This is a genomic window from Streptococcus sp. HMSC034E12, assembly GCF_001835915.1.
In the GTDB taxonomy this organism is placed as follows: domain Bacteria; phylum Bacillota; class Bacilli; order Lactobacillales; family Streptococcaceae; genus Streptococcus; species Streptococcus vaginalis.
Window position 1 is genome coordinate 1 of record NZ_KV826438.1, and the last position, 22175, is coordinate 22175.

At 38.2% G+C, this 22175-nt stretch carries 20 protein-coding genes and 1 pseudogene; 6 read left to right on the forward strand and 15 right to left on the reverse strand.

Going from position 1 to position 22175, the window contains the following annotated elements; genetic code table 11:
* Positions 1-81: 81 nt before the first annotated feature.
* On the reverse strand, positions 82-303 hold the full coding sequence (locus HMPREF2574_RS03885) for a helix-turn-helix transcriptional regulator (RefSeq protein WP_029188634.1): 222 nt from the start codon (positions 301-303) through the stop codon (positions 82-84).
* 6 nt (positions 304-309) lie between these two features.
* Positions 310-492, reverse strand: a complete 183-nt coding sequence (locus HMPREF2574_RS03890) for a helix-turn-helix domain-containing protein (protein ID WP_070812205.1) — start codon at positions 490-492, stop codon at positions 310-312.
* A gap of 166 nt (positions 493-658) precedes the next feature.
* Between HMPREF2574_RS03890 and HMPREF2574_RS03895 the strand changes: the two genes are divergently transcribed.
* Positions 659-916, forward strand: a complete 258-nt coding sequence (locus tag HMPREF2574_RS03895) for a hypothetical protein (RefSeq protein WP_070812206.1) — start codon at positions 659-661, stop codon at positions 914-916.
* A 147-nt stretch (positions 917-1063) separates the two neighbouring features.
* Here HMPREF2574_RS03895 and HMPREF2574_RS10535 read toward each other — a convergent pair whose 3' ends face one another.
* Positions 1064-1222, reverse strand: a complete 159-nt coding sequence (locus HMPREF2574_RS10535) for a hypothetical protein (protein ID WP_167697697.1) — start codon at positions 1220-1222, stop codon at positions 1064-1066.
* Positions 1223-1590: 368 nt separating this feature from the next.
* On the opposite strand from HMPREF2574_RS10535, the gene HMPREF2574_RS03900 reads away from it, so the two are divergent.
* The 4 genes from HMPREF2574_RS03900 (at position 1591) to HMPREF2574_RS03915 (ending at position 5625) form a co-directional block, all read left to right on the forward strand.
* Positions 1591-2358: an XRE family transcriptional regulator gene (locus HMPREF2574_RS03900; protein ID WP_070812227.1), complete on the forward strand. Its 768-nt coding sequence runs from the start codon at positions 1591-1593 to the stop codon at positions 2356-2358.
* Between the two features lie 15 nt (positions 2359-2373).
* Positions 2374-2910, forward strand: coding sequence for a hypothetical protein (locus HMPREF2574_RS03905; RefSeq protein WP_070812207.1), 537 nt, complete (start codon positions 2374-2376; stop codon positions 2908-2910).
* A 130-nt stretch (positions 2911-3040) separates the two neighbouring features.
* Positions 3041-4105 (forward strand): tyrosine-type recombinase/integrase, encoded by a 1065-nt coding sequence (locus HMPREF2574_RS03910; RefSeq protein WP_070812208.1) that lies wholly within the window; start codon positions 3041-3043, stop codon positions 4103-4105.
* Positions 4106-4179: 74 nt separating this feature from the next.
* The gene (locus tag HMPREF2574_RS03915) at positions 4180-5625 is read left to right on the forward strand and encodes a UDP-N-acetylmuramoyl-L-alanyl-D-glutamate--L-lysine ligase (RefSeq protein WP_024052048.1); all 1446 of its coding nucleotides are present in this window, start codon (positions 4180-4182) and stop codon (positions 5623-5625) included.
* A 113-nt stretch (positions 5626-5738) separates the two neighbouring features.
* Here HMPREF2574_RS03915 and HMPREF2574_RS03920 read toward each other — a convergent pair whose 3' ends face one another.
* The 8 genes from HMPREF2574_RS03920 to treP form a co-directional block, all read right to left on the reverse strand.
* Positions 5739-6497, reverse strand: a complete 759-nt coding sequence (locus tag HMPREF2574_RS03920; RefSeq protein ID WP_024052049.1) for a CPBP family intramembrane glutamic endopeptidase — start codon at positions 6495-6497, stop codon at positions 5739-5741.
* A 106-nt stretch (positions 6498-6603) separates the two neighbouring features.
* Positions 6604-7275: a DUF1803 domain-containing protein gene (locus tag HMPREF2574_RS03925; protein ID WP_070241567.1), complete on the reverse strand. Its 672-nt coding sequence runs from the start codon at positions 7273-7275 to the stop codon at positions 6604-6606.
* Positions 7268-7780 (reverse strand): YiiX/YebB-like N1pC/P60 family cysteine hydrolase, encoded by a 513-nt coding sequence (locus HMPREF2574_RS03930; RefSeq protein WP_024052051.1) that lies wholly within the window; start codon positions 7778-7780, stop codon positions 7268-7270. Before HMPREF2574_RS03930 ends, HMPREF2574_RS03925 begins: the two co-directional genes overlap by 8 nt.
* A gap of 49 nt (positions 7781-7829) precedes the next feature.
* The gene (locus tag HMPREF2574_RS03935) at positions 7830-8765 is read right to left on the reverse strand and encodes a manganese-dependent inorganic pyrophosphatase (RefSeq protein WP_024052052.1); all 936 of its coding nucleotides are present in this window, start codon (positions 8763-8765) and stop codon (positions 7830-7832) included.
* Between the two features lie 144 nt (positions 8766-8909).
* A complete protein-coding gene (gene pflA, locus HMPREF2574_RS03940; protein ID WP_070812209.1) occupies positions 8910-9707 on the reverse strand; it encodes a pyruvate formate-lyase-activating protein in 798 nt (265 codons plus the stop codon).
* Positions 9708-9875: 168 nt separating this feature from the next.
* Positions 9876-12086, reverse strand: coding sequence for an endonuclease/exonuclease/phosphatase family protein (locus HMPREF2574_RS03945; RefSeq protein ID WP_070812210.1), 2211 nt, complete (start codon positions 12084-12086; stop codon positions 9876-9878).
* 159 nt (positions 12087-12245) lie between these two features.
* Positions 12246-13877, reverse strand: a complete 1632-nt coding sequence (treC, locus tag HMPREF2574_RS03950; protein WP_024052055.1) for an alpha,alpha-phosphotrehalase — start codon at positions 13875-13877, stop codon at positions 12246-12248.
* Positions 13878-14083: 206 nt separating this feature from the next.
* On the reverse strand, positions 14084-16096 hold the full coding sequence (treP, locus tag HMPREF2574_RS03955) for a PTS system trehalose-specific EIIBC component (RefSeq protein ID WP_024052056.1): 2013 nt from the start codon (positions 16094-16096) through the stop codon (positions 14084-14086).
* Between the two features lie 178 nt (positions 16097-16274).
* Here treP and treR point away from each other — a divergent pair, with 178 nt between their 5' ends.
* Positions 16275-16985 carry a trehalose operon repressor gene (gene treR, locus HMPREF2574_RS03960; protein WP_022525174.1) on the forward strand — a complete coding sequence of 237 codons (711 nt, stop codon included), beginning with the start codon at positions 16275-16277 and terminating at the stop codon, positions 16983-16985.
* A gap of 158 nt (positions 16986-17143) precedes the next feature.
* Here the strand turns inward: treR and HMPREF2574_RS03965 are convergent, their stop codons facing one another.
* The 4 genes and pseudogenes from HMPREF2574_RS03965 to HMPREF2574_RS03980 all read right to left on the reverse strand — a co-directional run bounded on the left by HMPREF2574_RS03965 (position 17144) and on the right by HMPREF2574_RS03980 (position 22158).
* Positions 17144-18484, reverse strand: a complete 1341-nt coding sequence (locus HMPREF2574_RS03965) for a hemolysin family protein (protein ID WP_024052057.1) — start codon at positions 18482-18484, stop codon at positions 17144-17146.
* A 116-nt stretch (positions 18485-18600) separates the two neighbouring features.
* Positions 18601-20248, reverse strand: a pseudogene (locus tag HMPREF2574_RS03970) (phosphoenolpyruvate carboxykinase (ATP)).
* 223 nt (positions 20249-20471) lie between these two features.
* Positions 20472-21596, reverse strand: coding sequence for an AI-2E family transporter (locus HMPREF2574_RS03975; RefSeq protein ID WP_024052060.1), 1125 nt, complete (start codon positions 21594-21596; stop codon positions 20472-20474).
* A 124-nt stretch (positions 21597-21720) separates the two neighbouring features.
* Positions 21721-22158, reverse strand: a complete 438-nt coding sequence (locus HMPREF2574_RS03980) for a GNAT family N-acetyltransferase (RefSeq protein WP_024052061.1) — start codon at positions 22156-22158, stop codon at positions 21721-21723.
* Positions 22159-22175 lie beyond the last annotated feature (17 nt).

Genomic DNA, 22175 nt, shown 5'->3' on the forward strand with positions numbered 1-22175 from the left:
ACGGATTAGAATTATAATATTTATAATCATGTGTACAATTAGTAAAATAAATGTTGCTAGTTCCATTTTTCTTTCTCCTTCCTAGTTTGGTTGGTTTACGAAATTTTCGTATTTTTTGCCCAAAAAAATATCATCAAATTTTACATTGAAATAATCCATGTATTTTTTTAGAAGCTGATAGCCGATATCCGAGCTATCTTTTTCTAATCTTGCGATAGTTTGACTTGAAACTTCAAATTTTTCAGCAAGTTCAAGTTGTGTCAATCCTTTGTTAATTCTCATCGCTTCTAAAGTCCATTGCAATACTCCTCACCCCTTTCTAAATTCATCTAAGCTAACGTCTAAAGCGTCAGCGATTTTAACCATGTTTCGAAATGAGATTTTACTATTTCGAATGTTTTGGATTGTGTTTTTACTAATTCCTGCTTTTTCCGCAAGCTCTTTTTTTGTCATTCCTTTTTCAATCAAAATATGATTTAATTTTTTCCACATATCTTCACCAAATCACAATATGTTGTGTATTTTTGATTATACTTCACTACATTTTGCGTTTTATTCTACTTTCTGTTATAATATAGATATGACAATCAGGTAAACAACTTTAACTACCAAACCAAGCGATTTCCTGTGAGTCAAATATTATGGAAAGGAGAATAATATGGAAGAACCAACTTTTGATTTTTATTTATTGAACACGTATGAAGTTCCAGAGGGACAAGTAATGGGTGAGTTAAAAACAGACTCAAAACTTATTTATGAATTCTTGAATTCAAATCCCGAAACGTATTTCCAACGCTTTTACGTTTTCACTGACAACTTAGTTTTATTAGAAGAACGAATCAATGATAAAATTTGTTTCAAATCTAACAAAAAGATTGTTGTCGATAACGAATACAATATCAGCTTCGAAGATTAAGGAAATATCATCTTCTTAACATTCTTAATGCTTAATAGCGGCGGATAGTAGTTTTTCGTTACTTTCGATGAGTCAAGCGCTAATTTCAAAATAGTGTTTGACTCTTTTTTATTTCCGCAATACGGATATCGTTTTGGTTTCATTTTCTCACCTCACCACAAGCCAAGCAATCAACCCAATAATTAAAACTAACAAAATTAAATTAGGAATTAATCCACCTTTTAATTTGAATTCTACTTCTTGATTTCCGTCTGCTGATTCATTCTTATAATGAATATCACCAAAAAGAAATTTCTTCCATTTCATGTTTCTACTTCCTTTCTTGCAAAGGTACAACTAAATATGTTAAACTATAAACACCCCCAAGGGGGAGGAAGCTTATGCTTCCTTTATTGAATTACCATTCAATAATGTTTTTAATTTTAAGCTTAAACCAGAGAATATTGATTTCGAACTCGAATTCTCTGCGTTTAGGCTTTTTGTTATGTTTAGCCATTAGCTGTACCTCCTGTTTTTGTTAAGGTCTATCTCAACCTTACGAGTATATTATAATACGAAAATTTCGTATTGTCAACCCTAAATATCAAAAAAATAAGTTTTCTTCGTATTTTTGTTTGATAAGTTATCAAAAATGATATATAATACAATTATAAAATGATAGAGAGGTAATGGATATGGACGAAAAAAAGCGAATGCAAATTATCGCTGAAAATATTACCTATTACAGAAAACAACGTGGTATCACTCAAAAAGAACTTGCTAAGGAAGTTGGTATTACTCCGAGTACAATGACCGACTATATGAAATTAAGGAGCGCTCCTTCTTTCGGAGTTATACAGAAATTAGCGGATTTTTTTGAAATAAAAAAATCAGATATCGATACAACATTTAAAGAAGAAAAATCCACAATCCCTTCTACCACCCCTAAAACCGTTTCTGACGACGTTTTGAGGTTGGATAGGGATTTACACAAAGATAACCACAAAAGCTGGATACGGTACGGAAATGCGCTTCTAGATAAACAAAATACAGTAGAAAACAGTAAGAATACAGTAAACGAACCTCAAATTATATACTATACCTATAATTATTACGACCACCCCGTTTCTGCTGGTACAGGACAATATTTAAATGATGTACAAGTTGAACAGATTGAATTGCCAATAGATGTAGATGCTGACTTTGTCGTTCCTATTTATGGTGATTCAATGGAGCCAGAATATCACTCTGGCGACTACGTATTTGTAAAATTATCTGTGGAACTTTCAGACGGTAATATAGGAGTATTCGATTATTACGGTGACGCTTATATTAAAGAATTGGTTATTAATGATTCTGGAGCATATTTACATAGTTTAAACCCTAAATACGATGATATACTAATTGATGCCGATAGCGACTTTAGAATTATTGGCGAAGTCGTAGATATTTATAAACCATAAAAAGGAGAATTTATAATGAAAAAATTAAAATTATTTGTAGGCGGCTTTCTAGCTCTAGCCGTCCTCGGTTTTATTCTGCAAGCTCTAGGACTAGCGCCTAAGACAGAAACACCCGAAACACCTAAAGTTGCTACCCAGAGCTCAACAAGCGAGCCTAAAAAGAAGACAACAGACACCACAGAAACCACAGAGACCAGCTCTAAATCTAATGATAAACTACCAAAGATAACAGCTGATCAGATGGCTAGTTTCATTGATTACTTTAAACAAGATTTAACTGATAAAGGTGTGGATATTTCTACATATACTTTTTACAACAAGGACACCATTCTCTATGTGAAAGTTCCGAATGAATACAAGTATTACCCTAAAACAGATTTACAAACCTTTGCGGACGGGTTGAAAGCAAAAGAACATGAGGCTTTTAATGTTTGGGCTGGTATTAATGGGGTTGATTTCAAATCATACCCAATGCTACATATAAAAACAGATGACGGTAACTCTCTTGTCTCTCAAAAGATGAACGGAGAGATGAAAATCAAAGTAAAATAAGAACAAAACAAAAAATCCCCACGCTCTCAAACTTTGGCGAGCTTGAGCGTGAGGCAAAAACGATTGTATGAGAAAACAACCATTCAAAAGGTCGTTTTCTTATACCTGTTTTATAAAAATGAGGTATAATATGGCAAGCTACAGGAAAAGGAATAACGGCTGGGAGTATCGCGTATCTTATAAAAAGCCTGATGGCACGTATGGCGAAAAAAGCAAACGTGGCTATCGGACTAAATCCGAAGCCGAAAGAGCGGCCGCCGAAGCACAGAGAGAACTTGCTGAAGCTGTAGAGATTGATAGAAAAGTTGAACTGGCTGATTATTTCAAAAAGTGGGCTGAAATCCATAAGAAGCCACATGTTAGCATAGGGACGTGGAAAAGCTATCAGCAAGCCGTACGGATTGTCACAGAATATTTTCAACATACAAAATTGACTGCAGTCACTTCTACCGCTTACCAACAATTTTTAAATAATTTAGGGGAGCGTTACACTAAAAACACAATTAGACAAATCCACCACAAAATAAGACGAGCTGCTAAGCAAGCGGTAGTAGATGGGTATGTAAACAAAAATTTTACAGATTTGACAAAGGTTACATCTAGCAAACCAAGCAGAAAAATAGAAGATAATTTTTTAGAATTAGACAAGTATCTTGACTTGATAGAGCGGATGAAAGCTAGACCAGATAAACGAGACTATGTTATAATTTATTTGCTAGGTGTTAGCGGCATGCGATTTGGCGAATGCCTCGGTTTAACTTGGGACGACATTGACTTTGACAAACAATTAATCAGCATCAACAAGGCTTGGGACTTCCTTTTTAAGACAGGGTTTAAACCAACCAAAAATCAGCAGTCTGTCCGCAAGATACCGTTAGCACCAGAAACATCCCTAGTCCTAAAAAAGTATAAATTAAGCGGTTGGTTCCCTAATAAGGATAATAGACTATTTTCCAAAGGAGTTAATCATAGTAATCTTAATAAGCTAGTCAAAGAGCTGACGGGTACCAATATCCACGTCCACAGCTTACGCCACACCTACGCTAGCTATCTTATTGCTCAAGATATAGATTTATTAGCAGTCTCTAGGTTACTTGGACATAAAGATTTGACTGTCACCTTGCAAACCTATACTCACCAACTAGAAGCGAAAAAAGAGCAAGATTTCGAGGAAATAAAAAAACTTTTTGGGTGAATTTCGGGTGATGCAAAATAAAAAAGCTTTTAAAACAAGGTTCGAGAAAGGTTTACTAAAATTACAATAGAAATATGATAACAATTGAAAACGCATTAAACATTTTAAAAAACGATCACAATTTCCGTGAGATTATCGACAAGGGACAATATTTTTATCATTATCGTGGTCTTGTTTTTGAAAAAATCAGCTACGACAGCCGTGAAGTGGATGCTTCCACTCTTTTCTTTGTCAAAGGTGACAATTTTAAAAAAGAATTTTTGGAAAAAGCTGTTGAATCAGGCTTACAGTTCTATGTCAGTGAGACGGATTTTGAAGTAACTATTCCGGTAATTCTAGTCAACGACGTAAAGCAAGCCATGAGCCTTCTTGCCATGGAATTTTATGGAAATCCACAAAATAAACTCAAACTGCTCGCATTTACAGGAACTAAAGGAAAGACAACGTCTGCTTATTTTGCCTATCATATCCTCCAACAAAGTCATAAGCCAGCTCTCTTGTCTACCATGAACACGACGCTTGATGGAGAACATTTCTTCAAATCTACTTTGACAACACCGGAAAGCTTGGATTTGTTCAAAATGATGGCGACAGCTGTTGAAAATGGTCGAACTCATCTCATTATGGAAGTTTCCAGTCAGGCTTACCTGAAAAAGCGGGTTTACGGTTTAACCTTTGATGTTGGCGTTTTCCTCAATATTAGTCCTGATCACATCGGACCAATTGAACACCCGACATTTGAAGACTATTTTTATCATAAACGGCTTCTCATGGAAAATAGCCAAGCTGTGGTGGTCAATAGCGAAATGGATCATTTTGAAGTTTTGGCTGAGCAAGTTGCTTCCATGGAACATGATTTCTACGGACAGTATTCAGACAATCAAATTCATCACTCGCAAGCCTTCTCTTTTGAAACAAGCGGAAAGTTAGCAGAGAAATTTGACATTCAGCTGATTGGTCGTTTCAACCAAGAAAATGCGCTTGCTGCTAGCCTTGCCTGTCTCCGCTTGGGTGCTTCCATTGCGGACATCAAGAAGGGAATTGCAAACACACGCGTACCTGGACGTATGGAAGTGCTGACTCAAAAAAATGGTGCCAAAGTGTTTGTGGACTACGCACACAATGGTGTCAGCCTCGCCAATCTCCTATCTGTCGTCCAAGAACATCAAAAAGGTAGGATTGTTTTGGTGCTCGGTGCAACTGGAAATAAAGGAGAAAGCCGTCGCAAAGATTTTGGTCTACTAATCAATCAACATCCAGAATTGACCGTTATCCTGACAGCAGATGATCCAAATTACGAAGATCCAATTGCTATTGCCAAAGAAATTGCTTCTTACATATCCTTTGATGTTGATATGATTGCTGACCGCGAAGAAGCTATTAAAACAGCCCTTAGCTTAACTAGCAAAGAAGGCGATGCCGTCATTCTAGCTGGCAAGGGCGCAGATTGCTACCAAATTATAAATGGTAAAAAAACTGACTATCTAGGTGATTATGCCATCGCTGAAAAATATTTATAGAAAATAATAAAGGTCGAGACAAGCGTTTTCGACCTTTAATTATTTAAGAAAATTTATACTAGCAAGGAGAGATGAACACAATTCCTCAGAAATCAAAATCTTGCTTTATGACTTTACTTTCTCCAACTAATCAAGACATACATTAGACTTGACCCAAACATATCTGCAAGTGCATGCACGAGGAAGAAAGGCAAGAGATTTTTAACCTTATATTTGTAAAGAAAATAATAGAGAAGTCCAAAACCAACACCGATTGTCAGTGCCCAGAGCATTCCTTGATAGGTATGGAAAGAAACGCGAACAATCGTCGAATAAAGAAGAACCAACCACTTATATTTATCTTTCACTGAGGTCAATAAACCTAAGAAGAAAAATTCTTCATAGAAGCCATTGAGCAAAGCATAGAGAACAGCCATAGGTGTCAAATCAATAAATTTGCGGAAAATTTCTGTCAGATCAATATATTTCCACAATTGCAGATCAAAATAATTGTATTCTCCGCTAAGAGTCGTCACTGTATCTGCGAGAATCCCCATAACCGCAAAGATAAAGGGAACCCAAAAGAGCACAGACCACGATAAACGAATTGGCAACTGCTTAAAGTCAAAACGGCGAAGTATTAAATAGGCTATCGTCAAAGCTAACATGAGAAGCTGCAATTCTAAATTACTGAAATAAGCTGCTCCGTCACTTGCTGTTTTACTAGCTGTACCTGTTACTGCTGCCGTAGTGGACGGTGATAAGCTCGCAAAATAAAGTTCCGTTGAGCGATAGATAAATTGTCCAAATAGCAGAGCTGTAACAATGACAATATCAAACCATTTTAAATACTTCAACGGCTGAGACGGACGAATTTTTGCTAAAAGATTCACGATACCTTCCTTTCATGCAACGAAACGATTTAGTGACTACCAAATCTTGCTAAACTTAAACCTTATACTTATAAATCTATCAAATAAACCTTAAAATTTTATTATTCTAAGGTTTATCTAATGCTTCCTTTACACGAAAGGTCAATGTTGCCTGATCAAAATCCAACTTTAATTCATGTTTTCTTGCTTCGTTAGGCACGATGTAGCCTAAAATCACTAGAGCATCTACAAAAATATCACGCCGTTTCTGCATCAGCTCAGTTTTTCGACCATATTTTAAGAGAAAGGTCGTCATATATTTTAGAGCATACTCAGGATTTACATCTCCTACCAAATCATAGAGTTTTTGTTGCTGATTGATCAATGGATATTGTTGTTTCAACCTATAAAAATAATTGGAAAGCGTCAACTGCTCTCTGAGAAAATCCGTTTTTTCTACTAAAATAGCTTGGTTTGTTTGATTGGTTAAATGCGTCTCAAAACGCATATTCAGCAATTCTTGATAAAGAGGACTATCATCTCGCACAAAGACTTCCTGATCCAAAGACAAAGCCGTCACATTTTCCAACAGAGGAACGCTTTGACGATAGCGTTTATTTTCCCGAAGCACATAGCCTGCCTTGATATAATCCTCTATAGAGCGATCAATATTGGGAAAATTTGCAAACTCACGCTTTATCTCTCGCAAAGTAACATCGTCATGTTGATCTAAATAATTTATCAATTCATGAAAAAAAGGCTGACGTGTCAAACGACTGGGATTGATTACTTTAATCATCTAATCTTCCTTTATAAACTAATTTTTCGGATTGAGCCAATTGGCTAGGATTGGTTCCTGGCTGATGAAGAGGAACTGCTAAACCTAACTCTTTGTAATACTGCTGCCAAAAAGGAGCTATTTCCTCTTTTTCATCACCGAACTGCATAGGAATGGTTTCAAAAATGGGGAGGATTTCTGCAATATATTCAGAACAATAAAAGCCTGTCGTATCTGGATAAAAGCTATTATTATAAGGTTTATAAAGGTGTTGCTCTGCTCTTTTCCAGACAGCTTTTACATCTATGTCAGAACAAGCATAAACAGCATAACATTCATCAACCTGTAAAAATTGATCTATCGATTCTTTAATGACACCGCGCTTACTTGTCGCATGGTAAATCCAACCAGCAAAGAAGATTGCCACATGGTTATACCGCCCAGTTGATCGCTGAATAGCTTCTGCTATATCAGATGGGCTGGACACAAAAAGCAAATCCCCATTTTTTAAATCTTGAATTTTCATAGAACTATTGTATCAAAAAAGGAGCCGAAACTCCCTTTTTATTCTATTCTTAAGCATTAAAACTTTCTGTTAATTGCGGAACGACTTGTTTCTTACGAGAAACAGCGCCAGCAAGGAAAGCGTGGTTATTGTCAAGAACAAAGTTGAAAGCTGCTTCTACCTTGTCCATATTGCGACCGATTGCCAGGATTTCCGAGTTTGAATTGACAATGTCAGTAATCATTAAAACAAAGTCAGAATAACCATTGGCTGCATTTGTTTTTTCAATAGCTGCTTCCAGTTCTGCTTGGCGTTCTAAAACTTCTGCAATATCAACTGTGTTGACCTGTGCCACACGAACTTGATTTCCGTTTAATTCAAATGTTTTAGCATCAATATCAATCAATTCCTCGGCTGTTTTGCTTGCTAAGTTCGTTCCAGCTTTAAGCATAGCCAAACCGTATTTTTCCAAATCAACTCCTGCAAGCTCTGCCAACTCAGGTGCAATCACTTTATCACTCGGATGAGTGGTTGGTGATTTCAGAAGAAGCGTGTCTGAAATCAAACCTGAGAGCATCAAGCCTGCAAGTTCTTTTGGTACAGCTACACCAGATTCTTTAAACATACGATAAACGATAGAAGAAGCTGAACCAACAGGCTCCAAACGCATATAAAGTGGGCTGGATGTTTCAAAATTAGCTACACGGTGATGATCCACAACGCCATACACTTCTACTTCTGCAATGTCAGAAATAGATTGTTGAAATTCATTGTGGTCTGTTAAAATGACTTGCTCAACTCCTTCTGCTTTGGCAGATGTCACCACACGCGGTGCTTTTACACCAAAAGTATCCAAGACAAACGCTGTTTCTTCATTTGGAGTCCCAAGAGCCACTGCTTCTGTATCCAAGCCATAAGCTTCACGCGCAAGATAAGCAAAGGCCACAGCTGAGCCAATCGCATCTGAATCTGGATTTTGATGACCGAAAACTAAAATTTTAGACATGATCGTACCTCGTAAACTTTTTATATACTTTATTTTAGCACAATTTTAAGATTTTCACAAAGAGAGGAATAGAAAAGCACTTAATCGTCAGTTTTTCTATCTAACTTCTTAGGTGCTGGTCAACATTTCACTTTCTACTTTTGATCAACTATTATGTATGCGATTCATATACTCTGTATAGGATTCGGTTTTCATGAGTTCTTTGGCATTTTTTACTCGGTCAGCAGTTGGTGGTTTAATACCTTCTAATGGATAAGGAATTCCTAATTCACGCCATTTAAATTCTCCCATTGTATGATAAGGTAGCACTTCAAATTTATCAACTGTTTTTAACGTTTTGACAAACTCACCTAATTCTTTTAAGTCGTCATCACGGTCTGTTAACGTTGGAACCAAAACATGGCGAATCCACATTGGAACACCTTTATCAGACAGATATTTTGCACATTCCAAAATATTCTTATTGGTATGCCCTGTCACAAATTTATGCTGGGCATCATTGATTTCTTTAATATCCAGCAACACTAAATCTGTCACTTCAAGCAGGCGATCAAAAACTTTGAGATACTCTGGTGTATTACGGAACGGCATCGCACAAGTATCTAACGTACAATGAATTCCCAATTCTTTAGCTTTGGTAAAAAGTGCAATCACAAAATTAATCTGCAAAAGAGCTTCACCACCACTTACTGTAATCCCACCTTTTTTACCCCAAAAGCCACGATAACGAAGCGCTTCTTGCAAAACGTCTTCAACCGTTCGCTCTCTTGAATTATTGGTTTGCATTGCCCATGTATCTGGATTGTGGCAATATTGGCAACGCATTTTACAACCCTGTAAAAAGACAATGAAACGGATACCAGGCCCATCAACAGCTCCAAAACTTTCAGTTGAATGGACCATACCTGTTACTTTTCCATAATCAATGACTTCTTTTTCCATCGTCTTATCCTCTTGAAAACGTTTTATAATACTATTATAACACTTCTTTTCTAGATAGAGGGACAATTTGTCTATTTTTTAGAAAATAATCTGTTTTTCGGTTTCATTTTCAATGTTTTTCAAAAAACGAGAGAAGTCTAAAACTCTCTCGTTTATCATCTATTCCTTTTAATCCGCCACTTTCTTTCGCCAAAGGAGGGTTGCGTTTAAGATGACAATCCCTACAACAACGACTTCAGCGCCTGTTGTTCCTGTAGATGGTAAAATCCTCTTTTTAGTTAGTTTATCATCTTTATTTGGTGGCATTGTGGTGTCACCAGAAGGTTTTGGTTCAGTTGATTGTGTCGGTGTCGTATTACCTTTCTTCTGACTAAAATCAAGCTGTGCAATAACGGGATCGTGATCTGACGCCCGACCGTGTTCTTCCATAAAGGAAGCATTGATATGAACTGGTGAGAATACTGTTTTATCTGCAATATTTTTTGAAATAAAGATATTATCTAAACTTTGATTGCTGCCACGGTAGAAGTAAGAATACCGATCAGCTGCATCATGATTGAGCATCATATTTACCAATTCATTACCAGCCACTGCTTTGGCAGTTTCTGAAAATTCAAAGTCATTAAAGTCACCAGTTAAGACAAACTTCAAATTTGGATTTTGCTTCAACCCTTCTTTTACAAAGGCATTCAGCAACTTAGCTTGTTCAATCCGTTGTGCCAATGTATTTTGTACTGCAGGCTGTTTTGAACCATAAACCGCATCGTCCCCGATCTTGGATTTCAAATGATTGGCAATCACGACAATCCGTTCGCCTTTAAATTCAAACTCAGCTGCTAAAGATTTTCTAACTTTTTCAAAGACTGGATTAGCTGGGGCTATTCTGGCAGGATTTTTCACCAAATGACCGTCTTTGAAAGTAGCCGCTTCTGTGCTACTTCCTGCTTCACGTTCTACTAGCTTCACTCGTTGAGGATTGTACAAGAAAGCTACACGAATATTGGAACCAGGTTTTCCTCCGTCTGCACCGTCAACAGGAGCTACTTCGACATACTTATACTCTTTGCCACCTAATTGTTTAATCTTAGCAGCTAACTTTTCCCCGCTTTCAACACCACTTACTGTGCCGTCATTGACACTTCCATTATTATCTTGAACTTCTATGAGTGTGATAATATCTGGACTATGGATTTCATTGATAAAGGATTTGGCAATTTTCTCCACTTTTGCGTCAGGTGTTTCGCCCGTTGCATTGTTCGCCGAGAAGTTTTCGATATTGTAAGAAGCAATCGTCAATTTATCTTCACTTGGGTAAAGTTTAGAAACCTCTCTTTGCAAACCACCGTCTTGCAAAGCTGGTAATTGGGTTGGCTCCAACTTAAAGACTTTACTGCGATAACTCACGACTCCAACAACATCTTCATTAAAGTAATCTTTGGCTTTGGCAACAAACTTATTTCCTACATAAACTGGAATGGTTGCCGTATTTTGCACATTCAGACGTAAATTGACGCCACCGATATTATTTAACGGTAATTCTTGATAGCCAGCAGGCAACAGGTAGATATCCCCGCGATATTGTGGTCCAAGCACATGAGGTTTTTTAACTGTTGTCAACATGCCTTCAAGACTTTCCCAATAGTCCAAGGCGTCATGCTCTGGATCGTAGACAGTCGGAGTATTGTCTACGATATCTTTTGGCATACGCTCTGAAATATTGACTGATTCTGGTAGTGCGGCTGTACCGTTTTTCGTTACCTTAGAAGCAAACAATTGTGTTACAGTTAAGCTGTCAGTTGGTTTACGGAAAGTTTGCCCCGGACGGACGCTGAGCGACTCCATGTAACCTTCTTTAACTTCACCTTCAATCGTCAATCGGTCTCCAACAGCTACTTTTTCCTTTGAAACTACATAGATAGCGTCTGAAGTCTTTGTGTTCCCGTCAGCTTTGATGTCTTGTGCATAAAAGCCATATCGATCCGTTTTAGTGACGACTACACTTGACACGCGCACCTTTTTCCCATTATAAGGCGATTCATGTGCTTCGCCTTGAATTTGACCAATATTAGCTACCTCGGTAAATTCCGAAACAGCGGCTCTTGCTTCACTGCTTGAAGCTTCTGTCTTAGGTGTTTCTTCGCTTGTGCTACTTGGCTCATTCGTACTACTCGTACTGCTTGCTGAACTTTCAGAAGTTGTTTCTGATGATTGCGACTGAGTTGTCGAAGCAACAGAACTAGACTCTGAAGTCGTTGTTACAGAAGTTTCTGAACTTGAAGAGCTCGCCTCATTTGCCTGAACAATAGGACTTAGAACGCTACTAGCTAACAAAATAGCTGTCGCAAACAATACAGGCAATTGTTTTGAAGTTTTTTTCATATATTCTCCTTTACATCATAATTTAGAAATCAAATTTCCTTGAGATGTATTTCTACCGTAATTATTATAAATAAAACAGAAGGCCGATGCAAGCGCTTTCTTTCAAATTTAAAAAAATCGCCTGAATGGTTCAGTCGATTTTAGGATTTATTGCTACATTTAGTGTTTATTTACAATAATTGCCAAACTTTCATAAGGTCTTAATGTTACAACTTCTGCTGTTTGAGTTTCTTCATAATTGGAAAGGAGCACTTCGCCATTTTGATACTCTGGTAAAATATCTATCGTAATCGGATCTGGATAAAAGTTATTGAGTACCAAAAGTTTTTCGTCACCTAATTGACGCTCAAAAGCATAAACTTGCTGACTATCTTCATAAGCTGGTTGATAGCTGCCTTCGGCAATAATAGGAAGCTCCTTACGAAGGGCAATCAGTTTTTGATAGAAAGTGAAAATCGGTCCTTGTATCTCATTTTCAACATTGATTTCAGGATAAGATTTCCCTGCTTTGAGCCAAGGGGTGCCTGTCGTAAAGCCAGCATTTGCTGAATCACCCCACTGCATGGGAGTGCGAGAATTATCGCGAGATTTGGCCTGAATAATTGCAAAAGCTTCTTCTGGTGTTTTGCCTTGCTCCAGCAGCATCTGATAGGCATTGATAGACTCCACATCCACATAATCTGCCATAGAGTCATAGTCTGGATCCACCATGCCGATTTCTTCTCCCATATAAATATACGGCGTGCCGCGAGATAGATGAATGCTGGCCGCAAGCATGGTTGCTCCTTCATTGCGGAAATGCTGAACATCAACAAAACGATTTAAGGCACGTGGCTGGTCGTGGTTGTTCCAAAATAGAGCACTCCAGCCATCATGGTCACTCATTTCCTTGCCCCACGTATGGAAAAGATGCTTGAGTTCCTCGAAATCAAATTTTTTCAAGCTCCATTTTTGACCATTTTCATAATCCACCTTCAAATGATGGAAATTGAAAGCCATAGACAATTCGTGACGTGCCGGATCTGTATAGAGAATGCAGTTTTCAATAGTAGTCGCACTCATTTCTCCGACAGTTATAAATGAGTCAGCCTGTCCGAAAGTCGCTTCATTCAGCATGTGCAGGTAGTCATGTACAATGGTCTTGTCCGTATAGGCAGGCTTACCATCATTTTCCGGACAGTTTTCCAACACCTCATCTTTTCCAATCAGATTGATGACATCAAAGCGAAAACCTTTGACACCCTTGTCCCGCCAAAAATTGACAACTTTGAAAAGTTCTTCGCGGACATAAGGATTGCGCCAGTTGAGATCAGCCTGCGTCACATCAAAGAGGTGCAGGTAGTACTTGCCAGTGTCGCCAAAAGGTGACCAGGCGCTGCCGCCAAACTTAGACAGCCAGTCTGTCGGCTCATCACGCAGAAAGAAAAAATCTTGGTAGTACGGATCGCCAGCTAAAGCTTTTTGAAACCATTCATGCTCGGTCGAGCAATGATTTAAGACCATATCCAGCATGAAGTCAATGCCGTATTCTTTCCCAACTTGGACCATCTCTTCAAAGTCAGACATCGTCCCAAAAAGAGGGTTGACAGCCGTATAATCTGAAATATCATAACCATTATCACGCTGCGGGCTGGGATAGAAAGGATTGAGCCAGACCATATCCACTCCTAATTCTTTGAGGTAAGGAATTTTCTCAATAATGCCTTGAAAATCTCCTAGCCCATTGCCAGTCGTGTCTTTAAATGATTTTGGATAAATTTGATAGACGACTTTTGTCTTATCTAATGCCATTTGTCTTCCTTTTCTATTTTCTAAAAGAAAGAGGCGGGGCTTGCGCTCCTCCCCTTTATCGTTACTTTTATTCTTTGTACGAGCCTTTTTGCCTCTCGTTAAGAGATTGCTGCTTGGATTTCCAGTAGTGAGGCAAATGGATTACTGAGATAAATTTGTCCATTCGTTAGATAAAATCCTGCTCACCATAGATCGTATCAAACATTTTACCCGATTCGAGTAGCTGTCATCAGCTTATCTCCACGTTCGACAGTCCGCGGTAATGTTCTCTGTTCATCAGCCTGAAATTGCTCTTGATTTGTGATAATCACAGGTGTTTCAGTCACTAAGCCAGCTTCCTGAATAGCTGCTATATCAAAACTAACCAGTTTCTGACCTACGCTCACTCTGTCTCCTTGAGCCACATGAGCTTCAAAACCTTTGCCGTCGAGATTAACTGTGTCCATACCGATATGCATGAGTAATTCGACACCTTCATCTGACACGATTCCAACAGCATGATTGGTTGGGAAAAGCACTGATACCGTCCCGTTCACAGGGGCCACCAGTTCTCCCTCACGTGGAAGAATGACAACTCCTTGTCCCATCACGCCTTGAGCAAAGACAGGGTCGGTTGCTTGGCTTAATTCTTTGACTTCCCCAGCCAGTGGGCTAGCAATTTCTGCAAAATCTACTTTTGGAGCGGCTTCTTTTGCTTCGTCAATGGCTTCAATTTGCGGTGATTTGACACTTTCATCTTCTGTCTTTGTAAACATGCCTGTCTTGCGGAAGAAGAAAGTCAAAATCATCGGTACTGCAATAGCTACTAACATAATAAGGAAGAATGGAAGCATGTATTTAGCTTGGATAGATAAGATACCTGGAATTCCACCGATTCCGATAGCATTGGCTGTTACGTTAAAGGTTACGGATAAGAGACCTGCGATAGAAGAACCAATCATCCCTGCCACAAATGGGTAGACGTACTTCACGTTGACCCCGAAAAGGGCTGGTTCTGTAACACCTAGATAAGCAGAAATCGTTGCTGGCAGAGAAATCTGTGCTTCACGTTCATTATGACGGTTCATCAGATAGTAAGCAAATACAGCTGAACCTTGAGCGATATTGGACAAGGCAATCATTGGCCATAGCGCCGTACCGCCTGTATCTGCAACCAGCTGTGTATCAATGGCATTGGTCATGTGGTGCAGACCAGTGATAACAAACGGTGCATAGAGGGCACCAAATATCGCACCAAAGAGCCATTTAACAGGACCAGTCAGACCAGCAAGCACCGCTGTTGAAAGCCATTGTCCAAGTGTCCAACCAATTGGACCAAGGACTGTATGCGCTAGAATCAAAGCTGGAATCAAGGATAAGAATGGCACAAAAATCATGGACACAACTTCTGGAATGCGTTTGCGCCAGAAGATTTCAAGATAAGATAGCGATAATCCTGCAAGCAGAGCTGGAATAACTTGTGCTTGGTATCCAATTTTTTTAACTGTGAAGAAACCAAAATCCCATACCCAGTTTTTAGCAATTTCTGAAGCCGGTGTGCTGGCTACTGAGTACGCATTGAGCAATTGTGGTGACACCAAACAGATCCCAAGAACAATTCCCAAAATCTGGCTGGTTCCCATTTTACGAGAAACAGACCAAACAATACCAACAGGTAAGAAGTGGAAAATCGCTTCACCCGGCAGCCACAAGAATGAGTTTACTCCGCTCCAGAACTGTGATACATCCACAATCGTATTGTAAATCGGAGTACCGTCTTTAGCAAACTGAGCAACACCGTCAACCATTTTTTGACCGAGTGCCTGAATCTGCACACCTTCCAGAATATTGCGGAAACCGAGAATTAGCCCCCCAACGATAATGGCTGGAATAATTGGAGTGAAAATTTCCGCCAGCATTGTCATGACACGCTGTACTGGATTCTGATTGCTTTTGGCAGCAGCTTTGGCTGCTTCTTTTGATACTCCTTCAATCCCTGAAACAGCTGTAAAATCATTGTAGAAAATCGGCACATCATTTCCGATAATGACCTGAAACTGCCCTGCATTTGTAAAAGTTCCCTTTACAGCTGGAATGGCTTCAATTGCTTTTACGTCCGCCTTCTTTTCATCTGCCAATACAAAGCGCATCCGAGTTGCACAATGGCTGACAGCTGAGATATTTCCCTTGCCGCCGATAGCCTCTAATAGCGTCTTGGCGTCTTTCTCAAATTTTCCCATTTTCTGTTTGGCTAGGCTTAACCTAACACTCTCCTTCTTTTTTTCATCATTGTACAATTGATTGATACATTTATTGTAAACGATACCAAAGATGTCTGCAAGTTGTTCGTGGTAAAAAAGGCTCTTTTTTGGTAAAATTTATTTATTGTATGCTAAAAAGAAAACAAGTGAGGATATCATGAAAAAATATGAACAAATTTTTAAACTCTTAGAACAAGATATTCTAAACGAGAAATATCAGATGAATGATTATCTTCCTAGCGAACACGAACTTGTCCAGACCTACAAGGTCAGCCGTGACACGATTCGTAAATCGCTTGATTTGCTTCAAAAAGCTGGTCTCATTCAAAAAATGAGAGGTCAAGGCTCTAAAGTCATCCAACAAGAACAGATTGACTTTCCTGTTTCCAACCTAACTAGTTACCAAGAACTTGTTCGGCAACATGGAATGAATTCTAAAACCAATGTCATACAGTTAGAAAAAATTACAGTTGATAAAAAATTATCCAGTCTTACTGGTTTTCCTGAATACCGTCTGGTGTGGCGGATTATTCGCCAAAGGGTCGTTGACGGGATTGCCTCCGTCTTGGATATTGATTACCTTGATAAGAGTTTTGTCCCTTCTATTAGCCGTGAAATTGCAGAGCATTCAATTTATGCTTATTTAGAAGATGAACTGGGACTACACATTTCTTACGCCCAAAAAGAAATCACAATTGATCCAGCCACCAATCGCGATAAAATATTGATGAACATTGGAAATGACCACCATGTCGTCTCTGTCAAATCCAAAGTTTATCTTGCAGACGGACAGCAATTTCAGTTTACAGATAGTCGTCATAAACTCGAAAAATTCCGTTTCGTTGACTTTTCCAAACGGCAAAAATGATCATGACCCTTCACAAAATTCACTCTTCAATATTAAAAATAGCCAAAAAGGAAGAATGTCGTTGTCATCGATCTGCTTCCTTTATTTTTAATGCCATTCACATATTTATAAAAAGTAAAGCAAACTTATCAATTTTTGAAAAACGAAAGAAGCTGAGATTATTTCTCAACTTCTTCCTCTTCTTCTACTATTTCAGAAACTTCTACTTTGAGCTTTGTCACACGTCCATTTTTTACCTTATCATTGGTTAAAATGAGCTTTTTGCCCTGACTTTCCACTTCATAACTCAAACGCTCTTTCACGTCGGGTATCGAGCCTACGCCCGTCAAATAATAACCCGCAATGGTATCAACGTCATCACTTTCCAGTTCAACTTCAAAATACTCGTTAAAGTCATTCAAACTCATGGTGCCAAGGACGAAATAAGTATGGTCAGAAACCTGATACACCTCTACTTCAGCCTTATCTGTTTCATCATCTATCTCACCGACAATTTCTTCCAGTAGGTCTTCCAACGTTACCAGACCAGACATACCACCATATTCATCTAACAATATCGCCATTTGATTTTGCGTGTTCCGCAACTCTGTCAGCAAATCATCCACGAAAATCGTTTCTGGCACAAAGAGCGGTTCCTGCAAAATTTTTCGTAGTACAATATTATCAAAACCATTAGTAAACGCCTCATTTAACAGACGTTTGGTGTGAATAAGTCCAATAACATTATCCTTGTCATCATCATAGACTGGGATTCGTGAGAAATTCTGCCTCAAAATACTTTCGATAATTTCCTTGGTATCATCATTGATGTCCACCATAAACGCATCGGTACGCGGCACCATTACCTCACGCGCCACCATCTCATCTAGTGAAAAAATCCCCTGCAGCATTTCAATTTCATCTGCATCCAATGTTTCTTCACTATTGGTCAGCATATACTCAATCTCATCACGTGTCATTTTCTCATCTGCATCATCAAAAGTCATGGGAGTGATTCGACTGAGCAGATTGGTAGAAGCTGATAAAAGCCAAACAAAGGGACTGACAATTTTTCCCAAAAAGATGATAACTGGCGCTGTACGAACTGCTAAGGAATCTTTGAGGTTCAGAGCGATTCTCTTTGGATACAATTCACCAAAAACAATCGAAATATAAGTCAAAATAGCAACAGATAAGAAGCTTGCAATCGCTCTTGCTGTCTCAGAATTTCCCATCCAAGAAGCAATTTCCCGACCGAGTGTATTAGCCAAACTAGCTCCTGACAAAATTGTAATCAAAGTAATCCCAACTTGAATAGTGGACAGAAAATGATTAGGATTTTCCAAGACTTTTAACAAACGAATATATTTTGCATCGCCTTCTTCAGCTTTTTGCTCTACACGAGCGCGATTTAAAGATACCATCGCCATCTCTGCTGCTGAAAAAAAGGCGTTCAATAGCGTTAAAATCAGTAATAATAAAGCTTGCAGTAACAAGGTCTGACTGCTAGGGTCTTCCATGAATATTCTCTCCTCATATATAAGTAATCTTAATTATAGCATACTTTTTGACTTCTTGCACAGGGAGTGTTAAAAAGAAAGTTTGAAGGAAGATTGCAAAGAAGAAAATCGATTGTTTAGGCTTCTAAATTTTGCAGAACTGTTTCCAAGCGTGAAATTGCATCAATAGGAAGTGCCGTTTTCGGGTATTTTTGGTTGAAAGCAAGCAAGAAATTTAACCGTACCTGCATTCTTTCTCTGATTAATTGTTTATAGCGAGAATCAAAACTTGGAACAGGATAGCCCTCACATTCCATATATTCAAAACCTTCCAACGGTCCAAATGGTTTAAAATCTGCTTCTTCATCAACAATTTTTTCAATAATACTCAGACTGACCTCTTTTGAAATTCCCCTGCCCATATAAAATCCAGTATTGATGATATAGCAGTCGACACCAGATTCAAAGAGACTACGGAATATCCGATAATCTTCCACCAAGGGATACACTCTAAATGGATTGGCATAAGGTTCAATCACCAAATCATCATGCTTGCCAATCACATTTTCAGCATTGGAACGCTTGGTCATCAAGGTACAACCCATCGTAGAAGCCATCAGCGAATCGTTAATTTTAACCAAGGGTGTAAGAGAATCATCTTTCATAATCCAGAAAATGGCTTGGATAGGTTCATCAATTCGATCGACCCGATTTGGCGTTGCAAAACGAGACTTAACTGTCCGACCATTTCCATTTCGAATGTCCTCTGTCACCAATTTTTTTAGACCATTGTCATCCAGTGTCACACCACAATTCTGAACTGTTACAAAAAAGTCCTGCTCCCTATGTCCAATGGAATAGTCATTCGTTTTATCAAAATAGGACGGTTCCAAAGCAATGGAAGACCCATCTTTGACAGAAATAATAAAGGCATCATCATGCAAAACCTTAATATCATATTTTCCATTGTGTTTGGCATGTGTCAGTGTGGATTTCCCTGAACCAGATAAACCAAAGAAGGAGGCTACATAGTCTTGCTTTTCAACCTCTTTTTGTTTAAAGATTTTCAAGCCGCCATGACACGCCACATAACCATTTCTAGCAGCGGTTGCCCAAGCTAAGGTTAAAGTCGCTTTTTTCAACTCACCAAAGTAATTTAAACCCAAAATAATGACACAATTGTGCTGAGTATCAAAATATACCAATCCTTCAGGATAATCTGGATGCTTCCATTTGGGATCGAAAAAAACAAATATGTCATTTTCATCGTACTTTTTAGAAACTCTCAAACGATTTTTAAACTCTTCATCCAAAATTTGTAAGTTTAAAAGCCAAGAATAGAGATTGTTGATTTCATCTTCAGGAACCATGAGATGAGCACAAGCCATGAAGGCTTCAGCGAGCCCCACAACTGCATCTGCCTTATAAAATTTTCGATGATGAGCCTGATAGATTGCACTGCGTACTATTGAAAGCAGCTTTTCATCTTCCTCACTGTCCCTACCAAATCCGTCGAGCTTTGGCCGTTCGACCAACGACTGCTCCAGAATTCGTTAATAAAACGCGAGCATAAGAAGGCAAGCCCAATTCCTTTGTATGAATGACAGGCATATCTAAGACAACTGTCCCAGCAGCTGCGGAAGCCAATTGATAAGCTTCTTCCACTGTTTTTATTGCAACAACCTGATTTTCATAAAAAGCTGTTTCAATTATTGCCTTCAAAGGAGAGAAATAAGAAGAATTTTTTCTTATTTCCTGCGGAGAATATTTACGACGTGTTACCATAAGTGTACCTCCTCTATCTTATTAGTTCTATTTTAGCATAAAAATACACTTATGGTTTTAATAAAACGTATTAGAAAGAAAAAGGAGTGGAATTCCAAACTAAATTTTTGTTACATTTAGCTTGCTTCCACTTCCCTATATTCATCATTCTAAAACATTAAGACACAGTCCTTCTGAATGTCTATTCATCTTTCAGATTTTGAATTTATTCATCATCCCATTCTTATTTATTAATAATTCCGTACTCCTCATTTTTCTTTTGCTCCTGTGCAGCTCGATGATTATCATATAAATTCGCTAGGAATTTTGCAATTTCTTTCAAAATAGAATAAATCGGAATCGCTACAATCATCCCAACAATCCCATAAATATTACTTGACAAAAGCAAGAGAACCATAATGGTAATTGGATGCACCTTCATCACGCCACCTACAATCCGTGGATAGAGAATATTTCCGTCAATTTGCTGCACAATTAACATATATATAACTGCAATCACCATTTTTTTCGGATCAGCAATCAGATAAGTGATAATCATCGGAATCAACCCAATGCTTGGACCCACATAAGGAATAAGATTAGTAATCATAGAAAAAATAGCAAATATCAAAGCATATTTCAGACCAATAACACTATAGCCAATGAAAGCCAACGTTCCAATAATAAACGCATCAATCGAAATCCCACTAATATACCGAGCAATCGTTGCATTAAGATTGGTCAATAATTTCGTGATGTTGAGCTTATCCCGCTTCAAAACAGTTCTTTCCAACATGGGCAGTAATTTATCCCCGTCAATTAAGAAATAGACCAAAAAGATCGGCGTCATGATGAGAATCAAAAATGTATTCACTACTGCTGAAACGACACTCCCCAGACTATTGGTGACACTATTTAAAATATTTTGCAAAATATCCACATAAGACAAATTTAACTGCTTAATAATAGACTGGATATTCAGATTTTTAAAGAGAGAGTGCTGCGATAGCTGGTTAATCCAATTTTGCAATTCCCCATAAACATTTTGACTAGAAGAAATCAAACTTGTCAACTGCGTAATCAAAATAGGTAGCAGATAAATAATGCCCAGAGCAATAATTCCAAACAAGAGAACCAAGGTAATCAAAATTCCAAAAATTCTCTTAATTTTCAGCTCTTTCTCTAGGAATTTCACTAAAGGATTCGTCACATAGTACAAAAATCCCGCAATTAGAAAAGGAATTAAAACCGTATTTAAAACGCTCACAAAAGGGGAAATCAAGCCGTCCATTTGCCGCCAGATAAAAAAGATAATGGTTAGTAGTAAGACTTCTGTTGTCCAAAAAAATAACTTACTTTTATGAAACATACTGTTCCTCCTATCAGCTATTCTATCATATTTTCCACTAAAATAGAGTGCTTTTCTTAAAATGGCTTAAATTATTTTAGGAACAGACTCTTTCGTTTCTCATTATCAAAACTTATTTTCCCATTTATTCTCGTTTGTAAACCATTTTCACATGTACTCGTGATTCTAAGATGAAGGGTTCACTAACAGCTTCAAATCCAAATTTCTCATACAAGCCCACCACCTGCTCTTGCGCCTCTATGTAGATCTCTTTTTCAGGCCATTTTTCAGCACAAGTCTCCATAATAGCTTGGACCAACTTACGACCAAGCCCTTGACCGCAAGTAGAAGCCGCTGTTACGACACGTCCAAAATGAATGGTAGTGCCCGTTTCAAATACTCTCGCATAAGCATCTACCTCGCCGGCTTCATTTTCATGAAAAATATGGATCGCTTCTAAGTCGTGCTCATCCAAATCATTATAAACACTATTTTGCTCTACGACAAATGTTTCCAAACGTAATTTCAAGCATTTATAAAATTCTAAGGTGGTTAATTCCTCAAATATCTTTTTATACCACATACTTGTTTTCCCTTCTT